The 13,552-nt window shown below is 68.3% G+C and carries 6 protein-coding genes; all 6 read right to left on the bottom strand.

Annotated elements, in window-relative coordinates:
- Window positions 1–54: 54 nt before the first annotated feature.
- Complete coding sequence (locus U5640_RS29965) at window positions 55–429, bottom strand: hypothetical protein (RefSeq protein WP_340379302.1); 375 nt, start codon at window positions 427–429, stop codon at window positions 55–57.
- Between the two features lie 13 nt (window positions 430–442).
- Complete coding sequence (locus U5640_RS29960; RefSeq protein ID WP_340385417.1) at window positions 443–4,225, bottom strand: polymorphic toxin-type HINT domain-containing protein; 3,783 nt, start codon at window positions 4,223–4,225, stop codon at window positions 443–445.
- 916 nt (window positions 4,226–5,141) lie between these two features.
- Window positions 5,142–7,352 (bottom strand): hypothetical protein, encoded by a 2,211-nt coding sequence (locus tag U5640_RS29955; RefSeq protein WP_340379300.1) that lies wholly within the window; start codon window positions 7,350–7,352, stop codon window positions 5,142–5,144.
- Window positions 7,353–7,545: 193 nt separating this feature from the next.
- Window positions 7,546–8,088, bottom strand: coding sequence for a hypothetical protein (locus U5640_RS29950; protein ID WP_340379298.1), 543 nt, complete (start codon window positions 8,086–8,088; stop codon window positions 7,546–7,548).
- 27 nt (window positions 8,089–8,115) lie between these two features.
- Window positions 8,116–11,355: an RHS repeat-associated core domain-containing protein gene (locus U5640_RS29945; protein ID WP_340385415.1), complete on the bottom strand. Its 3,240-nt coding sequence runs from the start codon at window positions 11,353–11,355 to the stop codon at window positions 8,116–8,118.
- A gap of 31 nt (window positions 11,356–11,386) precedes the next feature.
- Window positions 11,387–13,315, bottom strand: a complete 1,929-nt coding sequence (locus U5640_RS29940; RefSeq protein ID WP_340379296.1) for a hypothetical protein — start codon at window positions 13,313–13,315, stop codon at window positions 11,387–11,389.
- Window positions 13,316–13,552 lie beyond the last annotated feature (237 nt).

Here is a 13,552-nt window from a genome sequence, read left to right as displayed (position 1 = left end):
ACAGCCGTTTTCCCTCGCCGTTTCCCCGCCGCCTCCGGACGGACCAGCTGGGAATCAGCCCTCGGAGTCGCCGAAACGGTGCAGCTCCACCGGAATTCCGCGCCGCCGAGCCACGTCCACGATGCCTTCCACGGCCTCCGTCAGCGCGGTCGCGAGCCTCTGCAGTTCAGGGGCTCGCCGCTCCCTGTCCGGTGCGGCGTCCACCGCCCGCCATGCGGACTGATACGCCTCCTCCAGTGGGCCGACCTTCTCGTCGAACTCGATGATGTCGTCCAGCCCGAAGGCCGGCTGACGGCGCTGTGCGGCCATGTCCAGCTGAGCGGTGACCGAGATGAGATCACCCACCAGTTTCACATGGGCAGCTCCGATCTTCCGGCTCAGCAGGATTTCGGCCAGCAGCGCGTTCCAGTGCTCTTCTCCGTCCAGCATCTTTGTTCCCCCTTCAGGATTCCCTCGCCATTTTGGCGAGTGTCGCAGCTCCGGCCCTGCCCGCAGGTATGTCGACCCCGCCCGCTCGCAGAATGCCTACGCAATAGGTGACGCAGCTGTTGCTTCCCGCGCTGTACGGGCCGAGATCAGCATCGATGGACTTGAACTGGGCCTTGACAGCCGCTCGGGCGTCGGGAAGGCGGAACGTCAGCTGCTTCGTGTTCGGTCCCAGCTTCTCGGTGACGAACTGGGCGGTCGTGTCGGCCCCGGTGGGATCGGCGCCCGCCTCCCCGAAGTGCACCTGCTCCGTTTCGAACGATCGGCCGTCGTCCAACTCCACCTTGATCGTGGCGTGCTTGATGTCGTCGTCCCAGTTGACCGTAGCCGTTCCGCAGTTGTGCACGAGCAGCGGGATCGCCCCCGCGTGCACGTAGTACGTGTGGACGTCCTCGACCGTGAGGTCGTGCGTGCGCTGGCGCCGGTCGAACGCACGGATCGCCGTGAGGGTGACCCGGGTGCCGTCGGCGGTGTGCAGGGTCATGCCCGGCTTCAGGTCCCCGGCCTCGATCCATGCCTGCTCGGAGTCCGACCAGAACGGGTGGGTCGTGGTGGAGACCAGGGTCTCGGGCTCTCCCGTCGGGGCCTTGACCGTCAGGTCGACGAAGTGCTTGTCGTCCTCGGTGACGATGGTGCCGACGACCTCGCGGACCTTCGTGACGCCCGTCTTCGGGTCGGTCACCACGACCTGGTCGCCGAGCTTCACCTGCTCGATCGGCTTGGTCTTGCCACCCTTGAGCAGCACCTTCGTACCCGGCAGGAAGCTGTGCTTCCCCTCGGTCGGGCAGGAGCCGCCGATGTCGTCGCCGGCCCCCTTCTTCTTGCGGGCTGCGGCCGCCTTCTTCCTGGCCTCCGCCAGTTTGTGCGCGGCCTTGGCCAGCCCGGCTCTCGCCTTGCCGACCGCCTTGTTGGCCTTCCACAGTTCCTTCGCGCCGCCGATCAGGTCGCCGACCAGGCCGGTGACCCGCTTGGCGAGCTTGATGCCCTTGGCCCACTTCCAGGGAGCGCCGTACTTGGCGAGGATCTTGCCCGCCAGACCGCCCGCGAAGCTGCCCGCGATGTTGAGCAGGGTCTCACCACAGGCGCCGACGTCACCGGTGGAGATGCAGTCCAGGGCCGCGTCCACACCCAGGATGTCCCGGGCGATCTTGACAAGCGCCTTGCCCGCGGACTTGATGCGCTGCTTCGCCGCGGACTGCTGCCCCTCGGCCGCCGACACGTTCCGGGAGGCGCTGTCGTAGTTCGACTGAGCCTTCTCCTCCTGGGTCTGATGGATGACCGGCAGACCACCCCGGCACTCGATCAGGCCCTCCCGGCACTCCGGGATGATCATGCCGCTGGGGTCGGCGTGCGTGACCGGCGAGTTGTTGGCGTACGCGTAGCCGTTGATCTGCTGCGGCTGCGTGTAGTCGATCACCGGGTCGACCGAGATGAACTTGCCGATCGCCGCGTCGTACTCACGCGCCCCCAGGTGGGTCAGGCCGGACTGGGCGTCGATGGTCCCGCCGACATAGCCCTTCTCACCCGGCCAGACGCCGGTCTTCTCACCCCGTTCGACACCGAACGGGTCGAAGCGGCGCTGGCTGACCGCCCCGGTCGCCGAGTCGATCGCCACCTCGCCCGTACCGTGGTGGTCCGAGGCGACGAAGGACACCTTGCCCGCGGTACGCACTCCGATCACCTGGCCGGCGTACTCGTAGTAGCGGGTGGCTTCCTTCTTGGTGCCGTCGGCCGACAGCTTCAGCTCGGTGCCCGGCAGATAGACGGTGGTCCCGGTGGAGTCCTTGCGCAGAAGCCGGTTGTCGGAGCCGTCGTAGAGGTAACTGGTCTTCGAGCCGTTCGCCTCGGTGACCTCGCTCAGCCTGCCGGAGTCGCCCCAGACCAGGGACTGGGCGTTGCCGCCGATGGTCCGCTTGGTGGTGTTGCCGGAGTCGTCGTACTCGTACGTCGACTGCCGCTGGCCCGTCGGCGTCTGCTCGGTGATCTTGGTGACCTGGTGCGGTCCGTCGCCGAGGGCACCCGCGCCGCCGTACTCGTAGGCGCGGGTGATGTTGTTCGCCGCGTTCAGCCCGGTGTCGTGGACGGTCTCGCCGGTGCGGTTGCCGATGGCGTCGGTCTCGTACGACTTCCAGTACGGGGCGGGGCCGCCGAGCGCGCTCGCACCGGCGGCTGAGTCACAGGCCGTCGGGCCTGTGCCGTCCAACGGTGCCGTGGAGCCGCGGGTGCCGGCGCCGGCTGCCGTGGTGGCGGTGGCCGCCGGGGTCCAGGCATCCTTCAGCCGCTGCCTGGTGTCGTAGGCGAAGCACTGCACGTCCGGGGAGGCGGAGTTCGCCGTGTCCGCGATCGACAGGACATTGCCGGCCTGGTCGTACGAGTACGTCGACTGCTTCACCGGCGCGGTGGCGCCGTAGACGTCGACCGTCGAGCGGGTCAGCCGGTCGGTGCCCGTTTCGTAGCCGTAGGTCTGCCAGACCTTCTTGCCGCTGCCCGTGGACAGCTCCAGCTGCTGCAGCAGACTCTTGCCGGAGTAGACGGTGTTGGTCACGTACGACGTGGAGCCTGTCATCGTCATCGGACGCTGAAGGTCGTCGTACGTGTAGGTCAACGCCTCCGCCGGCAGGTCGCCGATGGCGGGCAGGCCGGTGCTCTGGAGCGTGCCGTCCCGGTTGTACGTCGAGGAGTAGACATACGTGCCGGCAAGGGATCCCTGGGAGGTGGGGACCTGGTAGGCGGTCTTCAGCGGACGGTAGAACTCGTCCATCGCCTGGACAGCCGTGGCGAAGTACTCCGTTGGCGAGACGTAGCTCAAGTAGCCATAGGCCTGGCCCAGCCAGCCCGCCTTGTCGTACTTGATCTCGCTCAGCTTGGTGCCCGTGTCGGCGTCGCCCTGCCAGGTGCTCAGGACACGGCCGATCTTGTCGTAGACGGTGGACACCTTCTTGTCCCGGCCGTCGTATGTGGCGATCGGCCGGTCCAGCTCGTCGTACTCGGTCCGGGAGGTACCGGCGTCCGGGTCCACCGACGTCTTCTTGCGGCCGAGCTGGTCGTACTCGTACCGCCACACGTTGTTCTTGGCGTCGGTGACCGTCTCCAGCAGGCCCCTGTTGTTGAACGTGTACTTCGTCGCGTCGTAGGCCACGCCGACACCCGGCGAGGACCCGCGGTAGTGGCGGATCTCAGAGACGTTGCCCTGGCCGTCGGTGATGGTCGTGGTGGGCACGCCGCCGACCGGCGGGTCGACGTGGGTCAGTTCGCCGTCGTATCTGGTCGTGGTGCGCCACTGCTCGACGCCGGAGACCGCGAAGATCTCGGCCGTCGTGCGGCCCAGGCCGTCGTACTCCAGCAGGCTCTGCGCGCCCACCTCGCCGTTGTGGACGAGCAGCAGCTCGTCCGAGGCGGCACCGGCGGCGTTGTACGTCGAGTTGGTCTTCTTGATGTTGCCCGTGCCGTCGTACCAGGTGTCCGCGACCATGCGGGTGCCGGCCGCGCCCTCGGTCTGGATCTGGCGGGCCCGCAGCATGCTGTCGTACAGCTGGTACTCGGCGCCGTAGGAACCGTCGTTCTCGATCTTCTCGGTCTTGATCGAGGTGACCTTGTCCTTGCGGACGTTGTACGCGTACTTGATGCTCGGCGTCTGGGTCGAGGCCCGGTCCGCCAGCCACACCGACGTGAGGCGGCCCATGGCGTCGTACGCGAGGTCCGTCCGCTTGCCGTTGGGGTCGGTCTGGCCCGCCGACATGCCCCAGGCGGGGGCGTAGTCGGTGGTGGTGTTGTGGCCGAGGGCGTTGGTGACCACCGTCCGCGTCAGCAGGCCGTTGGTCTCCGTGTAGACGGTCTTCGTCGCATCCGTCGTGCCGATCTGCTTGGCGTCCTGCTGGGACTTCGGACGGCCGAAGTCGTCGTAGGTCGTCACGCCCGTGACCTGGTACGTCGCCGTGGTGCCGTTGTGCGCCGTCAGCCGCTCGGTTTTCGTCGCGTCACCCTTGGTGGGCGCCGCGCCGAACGCCCCGCCGTCGTAGGAGGTGCGCTCGTCCGCGAGGACCTGGGTCTTGCGGTCGGGTGTCGTCGCGCATTTCACCGACACCGACTCGCTGCGGGCGGGCAGCGCCAGGATGTTCTTCGCGGTGTTGTCCGCGTAGGTGGTGCGGGTGCAGGTGTCGTCCTTGGTGGTGGAGACGTCGCCCTGGTCGTCGACCGTCAGGACGCGGCCGGTGCCGTTCGACGTGTCGTACGTCGTCGTGGACTTCGTCTCCAGCCAGGTGCCGTCGGAGTTCAGGTTGAAGCCACGGCCGGTCTGCGTGCGCACGATCACCGCGCGGGTGGTGCCCCAGCTCCTGGTCTGGGTGGCGGAGTAGTGCTTCCACGGGGTGCTGATCGACTTGGAGATCAGCTTGGCACCGTCGTAGGTGACGGCTTCCAGCTGGTGGCCCGTGAACTCCTCGTCGTCCGCGTACGACGCACCCGTGGAGTCCTTCACCGACACCGAACGCGTGTTGCCGTCGGCGTCCTTGTCCCCGTTCATGCCCTGCAGGAACGTGTAGTCGACCCGGGTCTTCTGCACGTCCGAGGTGCCGCTGGTGACCTTGACCTTGCCGTAGCCCTGCCAGCCGCCCCAGGTGAGGTACTTGGCGTCGGTGATGCCGTCCGGCTTCGCCTTACGCCAGGCCGCGTCGCCCTGGTAGTCGTAGCGGGTCACCATCGAGTCGCTGCCGCCGGTGCGGTCGGTCTCGATGACCGCCGAAACGACGTACTTGTGGAACCAGTCCGTGATCGGGTCCACGTAGCCCGGCGGGGCCCACTTCACCGGGTAGCAGCGCTTCGTCGACTCGCCCGGCTTGGGGAGCGTGGCCTTGGTGCAGTCGGTGGCCGCGTACGTGACGTCGAGCTGGGCACCGGTCTCGCTCAGCACCATCGAGAGGCGGAAGCGGTAGAACGGGGCGATGTTGTCGCCGATCGCGTCGACGCGGTTGGCCAGCTGCTCGCCGAAGAGGTCGACGGACGGCAGCTTGACCGCCGTGCCGGCGCGGCCCTCGTGCTCGATCTTCGACAGCCACAGCGTCTTGGAGTCGTCGCCGTTGTCCGTGAACAGATGCGTCAGGATCCAGGCGTCCACGTCCTGGTAGTTCGTGGCGTCCTTGCGCATCTGCGTGACGACCGACGTCAGCCGCTTGGTGGTGAAGAACGTCTGCACCGGTGACGTGCACTTCGTGCCCGACTTGCACTCCTGGTCGACCGGGACGTTCCGGCCAGTGGGAGGCGTTGGCCTTGGTGCGCTTGCTCTCCGCACAGTCGAAGTCGGCGGTGGGCAGGCAGCGTTCGGCCGTGTTGAACACGATCCGGGCCGGGGCCTTCGCCGCGTACACCGCGCCGTCGCGCTGGCCGTAGTCGATCCGCTTCAGCCAGCCGCCACGGTGGTACGCCGTACCGTTGACGTCCGTCTTCCCGTTCAGCGCGTAGTAGTTCGTCTCACGCTCGTAGAAGTAGGACATCACGTTGCCGTGCGTGTCCTTGACGTAGTCCAGCGACCAGCGCCAGGCCTGCTGGCAGTAGGCGCTGGTGAAGGTGGCGTTGTAGCACGGCTCACCCGAGTCGTCGCCGAACACCGGGGCCGTCCAGACCGAGTTGGTCTCCTCGTTGCCCGCCGCCCAGCCCGGCAGACGGTTCTTGCCGAAGTAGTACTCCGTACCGTCCGACGTGGTGATACGCCAGTACTCACCGTCGTTGTCGCCGTTGGTGCCGTCGGTCAGCTTCTCGACCTTCGAGCCGTCGTCGGACGACATGTGCCACTCACCCGTGGTGTCGTCCTTGACCAGCTCACCCGAGGAACCGTTGAGCATGACCGTGGCGTTCTCGAACGCCCAGCACTGCTCGGCCGAGCTGTCGTGCCCGTCCTCGGAGCACGGCTTGTAACGGCGCTCGATGTACCCCGGGTCGTAGGAGAAACCCTCACCGATCCAGGAGCCCTGGTTGTTCGTCGCCGAGGTACGGCCGTCCGCCGACTGGGAGGAGTAGCCGAGGCCCACGGTCGGCGTCAGACCGCCCGGGGTCGGAACCGAACGGAACGGATAATTCCAGTTGAACGCCCCGGAGGAGGTGGCGACGCTCCAGCTCGCCGACGGGGCCAGGGCGGTCGCCTTGTAGGTGCCCTGCGCCGACGACGGCCCGGCGGCGACCGCGACCAGGGAGGTCGCGTCCGCCGCCATCGTCGAGACGCCCTCGGCCGCAGCCGGAGCGGCGGTCACATCCGCCGAGACCGTGCCCGTCCTCACGTCGTTGACCGTCGGCAGCACCTTCGGCTGCTCCGGGCACTCCCTGCTGCCGGGAGTGGCCACGACGGCACACGCCGGGAGCTGGACCAGCCGCAGACGCGAACCGTAGGAACCTCCGAAGCCCTCCGCGAACTCCGAATAGTCCACCGTGAGACGGACCTTGCCCGCCTGCGCGGAACCGTCCGCCCGCGCCACACCCAGCAGCACGTCGGCGCCCAGCTTGCCGGCCCGCTGCGGATCGAGAACGTCGACCCGGACCTCGTCGGCCGCCTGCGCCGCCTTGACCCCGGCCTTCGCCCTGGTCACCCGCACCGGCAGGCCGCCCGCCTCAGCGGCGGCGCCGACCTTCAGCTCGACGCCGCCCCGCTTCGGCCACAGCGCCTTGTCCAGCCCCTTCACCGCCGCCTTGCGCGCCGGATCAGAAGGGCGGGACTTCGCCCTGGCGTCCCGCCCCTGGGCGGGATCACCGTCGTCCTGGACGCCGGGGCGGCTGGTGCGGCCCCGGTCGCCGTCGTCGAGAGCCACCGCCTGGACCGACGACGCCGACAGCGCGAGCGTGAGCCCGAGCACTGTCGCGGCGAACGCCGGTCTGGGCAAGCGGCGGCTCAGAGAGCGGCCACGAAAGAACATTCGGCAACTTCCTGATCGTAGGGGTATGCAAGGAAAGAGAGAGGTGCGCGGAGCCGGACCGGTCACCGAAGGGCAGGAGACGGACCGGCAGTGAGGGGACGCCGCACGGGCAGGGGCCCGGTTTGAGGATCAAACCGAGCCCCGTGCCCTGTGGCTCGTGCTACCCGACGAGCAGCTCCGCTGCCCTCCGGTAATGCCCGGCCTGTTCGTCGGCCAGCTCCCACAGACCGGGCAGACCGCCCGTCCGCAGGCGCTCCTCCGCCTCCGTCTGGCAAGCCCGCTCGAAGTCCGCGAGCTGTGTGAAGGAGCTGATGTGGATCTCGGACGGCCAGGCAGCGGCCGCCTCGAGGGCCTGACTCAGCCCTTGCACCGGGTCCACCGGCTGTTCCGTCCGGGCAACGATGATCGCGACGTCCACGATTCGCGTCCCGGCCCGGAAGAAGGCCGCCCCCGGCAGTTCGTCCCCGTACCTGGTGCCCAGCGACCAGTTGGCGACGAAGGCTTCCGCGAGCGCGTCGTCGTCACGTTCCCGCCCGCCGACGAAGGCCTTGAGGCTCCCGAGCCCCGCCTCGATCCGGCCGTAGCGATCCGAAAGCCCGCCCAGGGCGGCGAGCACGCGCAGTGCTCCGCCCAGCCGCACGGCCGCGGCGCAGCACAGTGCTTCGCCGTCGGTGTCGAACGTCCTGTCCGCGGTCCTGTCCACAGTTCTCCTCCCTTCGCTTCGCTGCCTTCAGAACTTGCTGAGCAACCATCGCTCGACCTCGTCGGTCTTCATTCCCTTCGGCAGGTCCGCGGGTCCGATTCCACCGGCGCGCAACACGGCTGCGCAGTACGTGACGCAACTTTGCGTCTCGAGGTCGTAGGGATCGAACACGTATCCGTCGGTCGCGCGCTGGAACGCTTGTGCGTTCTTGGCGTTGGGCAGGGGGATCCTGATCGCGAAGGACAGGCTGGACACCTCCCCCTCGTAGTAGGCCCCCACCGCGTCCGTACCGGGCGCGCCCAGTTGCTCGCTGTGGATGGCCTTTCCGTCGTACTCGACCTTGACCGAGGCGTGCTTGGGATTGGCACCGGCGTCCAGGTAGACCGTCGCCGTTCCGGACGTGTCGGGGGCGTCGGCGGTGGGGCAGTTGTGCACCAGCAGAGGCGTCACGTCCGCCAGGACGTAGAACGTGTGGATGCCCGTGATGGTCAGGTCGTGCGTCCGCTGGCGCTTGTCGAAGTGGCGGTTGGCCGTGAGTTCGACCGTGTCGCCGGACGGGGTGCGCAGTGTCATGCCGGGTTCGAGGTCCCCGGCCTTGATCCACGCCTGTTCGGACACGACCCAGAAGGGGTGCGTGACCGTGGCGACCAGCGACTCCTCGGTGCCGGACGCCGTCTTCACCGTGAGATCCGAGAACGTCTTGTCGTCCTCGGTGACGATGGTCCCGGCGACCTCGCGGACGGTGGTCTCCCCGGTCTCCGGGTCGGTCACCGTCACCATGTCGCCGAGTTCGACGTCCTCGATCGGCTTGCTGGAACCGTCGGCGAGCAGGACCTTGGTGCCCGGCAGGAAGCTGTGGCACTTCCCCTTCCGCAGCTTCCGCAGCGCGTCCGCGGCCTTCGAGCGGGCCACCGCCAGGCCGTCCTTGGCCTTGCCGAGTGCCTTGTTCGCCTTCAGCAGGTCCTTGACTCCGCCGATGAGATCACCGACGAGGCCGACGACCCGCTTGGCGAGTTTGACTCCCTTGGCCCACTTCCAGGGCAGTCCGTACTTCGCCATGATCTTGCCGGCGAGGCCACCGGCGAAGCTGCCGGCGATGTTCAGCAGCGTCTCGCCGCAGGCGCCGACGTCACCCGTGGAGATGCAGTCGAGGGCCGCGTCGACACCGAGGATGTCCCGGACGATCTTGACCAGTTCCTTGCCGGCCGAGCTGATGCGCTTCTTGGCCGACGACTGCTGCTTCTGGGCCTGGTTGACCTCGTTCTGCGCCTCGGTGACCTTCGCCCCTTCGGAGCCGGGCGCGCACAGCATGCCGCAGTCCGACGTCCCGCAGCCGAGCGCACTCGGGAAGAGGCTGCACGTCGTCGACGACAGCAGTCCGCTCGGGTCGGAAAGGGTGACCGGGCTGTTGTTGGCGTAGGCGTAACCGTTGATCTGCTGAGGCTGGGTGTAGTCGATGACCGGGTCGAGGGATATGAACTTGCCGATCATCGAGTCGTACTCGCGGGCGCCGAGGTGGGTCAGACCGGTCGACGCGTCGACCGTGCCGCCGACGAAGCCCTTCTCCCCCGGCCAGACGCCCGTGGCGCTGCCACGCTGGACGCCGTACGGGTCGAAGCGGCGCTGGGAGATCGCGCCGGTCGCCGCCTCGATGGCGAGCTCACCCGTGCCGTGGTGGTCGGACGCGACGAACGACAGCTTGCCGTCGTCCGTGCGCACCGCCACGGTCTGCCCGGCGTACGAGTAGTACCGGGTCGCCGACTTCTTGGTGCCGTCGGCCGAGAGCTTCAGCTCCATGCCGGGCAGGTAGACCGTGGTGCCCGAGGTGTCCTTGCGCTGGATCCGGCTGCCGGAGGCGTCGTACAGGTACGTCGTCTCGGAGCCGCTCGCCTCCTTCACCTTGGTGAGCCGGCCGGCGTCGTCCCATTCGAGCGACTGGGCGTCGCCGCCGATCGTGCGCTTGGTGGTCGCGCCCGCGTCGTTGAACTCGTACGCGTACTGCTTGGCACCGGTCGGGGTCTGCTCGGTGACCTTGGTCAGCTGGTGCGGACCGTCGCCGAGGGCGCCCGCGCCGCCGTACTCGTAGCTGCGGGTGATGTTCTTGGCCGCGTTCAGCCCGGTGTCGTGGATGGTCTCCGACTTACGGTTGCCGATGGCGTCCGTCTCGTACGACTTCCAGTAGGGGGCGGGACCGCCGAGCGCGCTCGTGCCCGGAGCCGCCGTGCACGCGTTCGGGCGGGAGCCCTCGACGGGCGCGGTGGAACCGACCGTGCCGGCGCCGGCCGCGTTCGCCGCCGAGGACGCGGGCGTCCACGCCTCGGTCAGCCGCTGCTGGGTGTCGTAGGCGAAGCACTGTACGTCCGGGGACGAGGTGTTCGCCGTGTCCACGATGGACAGGACGTTTCCGGCCTGGTCGTAGGAGTACGACGACTGCTTCGCCGGTGCGCTCGCGCCGTACACGTCCACGGTGGCACGGGTGACACGGTCGGTGCCGGTCTCGTAGTCGAGGGTCTGCCAGACCTTCTTGCCTGAGCCCGCGTACAGCTCCAACTGCTGGAGCTGGCTGTTCTTCGAGTAGACCGTGTTGGTGACGTACGAGGTCGTGCCCGTCATCGTGGTCGGACGCTGGAGCGCGTCGTACCCGTAGGTGACGGCCTCGGCGGACAGTCCGCCGGCCGCGGGCAGACCCGTCGACTGGACCGTGCCGTCCCGGTTGTAGGCCGACGTGAAGACATAGGTGCCGGCCAGGGAGCCCTGCGACGCGGGCACGGAGTAGGCCGTCTTCAGCGGCTGGTAGAACTCGTCCATCGACTGGACGACCGACGCGAAGTACTCGGTCGAGGTGACATAGCTGAGCTGGGCGTACGCCTGGCCGAGCCAGCCGGCCTTGTCGTAGCGGGTCTCGGTCAGCTTCGTGCCGGTGTCGACGTCACCGGTCCAGGTGCTGGTGACCCGGCCGAGCGCGTCGTAGGCCGTGGACGTCTTCTTGTTGCGTCCGTCCCAGGCCGCGACGGGCCGGTCCAGTTCGTCGTACTCGGTGCGGGTGGTCCCGGCGTCCGGGTCGACCGAGGTCTTCTTGCGGCCCAGCTGGTCGTACGTGTACCGCCAGACGTTGCCCTTGGCGTCGGTGACCGTCTCCAGTTTGCCGGCGCGCGTGTAGGTGTACTTCGTCGAGTCGTACGGGGTCAGCGGGGCCGGCGACGCTCCCTTGTAGTGGCGGATCTCCGTGGTGTTGCCCTCGGCGTCCGAGACGGTGGTCGCCGGCACGCCGCCGACCGGCGGGTCGACGTGGGTCAGCTCACCGTCGTACGTGGTCGTGGTGCGCCACTGCTCGACGCCGGAGACCGCGAAGATGTCGGCCGTGGGGCGGCCGAGGGCGTCGTACTCCACCCGGGTCTGCGCGCCTACCTCGCCGTTGTGCACGAGCAGCAGTTCGTCCGAGGCGGTGCCGGCCGCGTTGTACGTCGCGTTGGTCTGCCTGATCTTGCCCGCCCCGTCGTAGAACGAGTCCGCGACCATCCGGGTGCCGGCCGGGCCCTCGGTCTGGATCTGGCGGGGGCGCAGCAGGCTGTCGTAGAAGCTGGTACTCGGCGCCGTAGGAGCCGTCGTTCTCGATCTTCTCGGTCTCGATCGAGGTGACCTTGTCCTTGCGGACGTTGTACGCGTACTTGATGCTCGGCGTCTGCGATGCCGCGCGGTCGGGGAGCCAGACGGAGGTCAGCCGGCCGAGGGCGTCGTAGGCGAGGTCCGTCCGCCTGCCGTTCGGGTCGGTCTGCCCCTTGGACAGGCCCCACGCGGAGGCGTAGTCGGTGGTCGTGATGTGGCCGAGGGCGTTCGTCAGCTTGGTCTGCGTGAGCAGACCGTTCGTCTCGACGTAGTCGGTCCGGGTCGGGTTCTGCTTCGCGTCCTTCTGGATCTTCGGACGGCCGAAGTCGTCGTACGTGGTGGTGCCCGTGACCTGGTACGTCGCCGTGGTGCCGTCGTGGGCCGTCAGGCGCTCGGTCTTCGTGGCGTCGCCCTTGGTGGGGGCCGCGCCCACGGCGAGGTCGTCGTACGAGGTGCGCTCGTCCGCGAGGACCTGGGTCTTGCGGTCGGGCGTCGTCGCGCACTTCACCGACACCGACTCACTGCGTGAGGGCAGCGCCAGGATGTTCTTCGCGGTGTTGTCCGCGTACCACAGGCGGGTGCAGGTGTCGTCGTCGGTCTTCGAGACGTCGGCCTGGTCGTCGACCGTGACCGCCCGGCCGGTGCCGAGATCCGTCTCGTACGTCGTGGTCGACTTCGTCTGACGCCAGGTGCCGTTGGACAGCAGGCTGTACCCGCGTTCCGTGTCCGACTTGACGATGGTGGCGCGGGTGGTGCCCCAGCTCCTGGTCTGCGTCGCGGTCGTGTGCTTCCACGGCTCGCTGATCGCCTTCGAGATCAGCTTGCCGCCGTCGTACGTGGCGACCTCCAGCTCATGGCCGGTGAACTCCTCGGAGTCCGTGTACGAGACCCCCGTGGAGTCCGTCACCGAGACCGAGCGCGTGCCCCCGTCGGGCTTCGCGTCGCCGTTCATGCCCTGGAGGTACGTGTAGTCGACCCGGGTCTTCTGGTCGTCGGCGCTGCCGGAGGTCACGGTGACCTTGCCGTAGCCCTGCCAGGCGCCCCACGTCAGGTACTTCTCGTCGGTGATGCCGTCCGGCTTCGCCTTGCGCCAGGCCGCGTCGCCCTGGTAGCTGTACCGCGTGACGAGCTGGTCGCCGCCGCCGGTGCGGTCGGACTCGATGACCGCCGACACCACGTACTTGTGGAACCAGTCGGTGATCGGGTCGATGTAGCCCGGCGGGGACCACTTCACCGGGTAGCAGCGCTTGGTGGACTCGCCCGGCTTGGGGAGCGTGGCCTTGGTGCAGTCCGCCGGCGCGTAGTTGACGTCGAGCTGGGAGCCGGTCTCGCTGAGGACCATCGAGAGGCGGAAGCGGTAGAACGGGGCGATGTTGTCGCCGATCGCGTCGACGCGGTTGGCCAGCTGCTCGCCGAAGAGGTCGACGGACGGCAGCTTGACCGCCGTGCCGGCGCGGCCCTCGTGCTCGATCTTCGACAGCCACAGCGTCTTGGAGTCGTCGCCGTTGTCCGTGAACAGATGCGTCAGGATCCAGGCGTCCACGTCCTGGTAGTTCGTGGCGTCCTTGCGCATCTGCGTGACGACCGACGTCAGCCGCTTGGTGGTGAAGAACGTCTGCACCGGTGACGTGCACTTCGTGCCCGACTTGCACTCCTGGTCGACCGGGACGTTCCGGCCAGTGGGAGGCGTTGGCCTTGGTGCGCTTGCTCTCCGCACAGTCGAAGTCGGCGGTGGGCAGGCAGCGTTCGGCCGTGTTGAACACGATCCGGGCCGGGGCCTTCGCCGCGTACACCGCGCCGTCGCGCTGGCCGTAGTCGATCCGCTTCAGCCAGCCGCCACGGTGGTACGCCGTACCGT

The organism is Streptomyces sp. SS7, assembly GCF_037993025.1.
Lineage (GTDB): Bacteria > Actinomycetota > Actinomycetes > Streptomycetales > Streptomycetaceae > Streptomyces.
The sequence above is the reverse complement of the archived record's forward strand: the minus strand, read 5'-3'. Positions and strand labels throughout refer to the sequence as shown.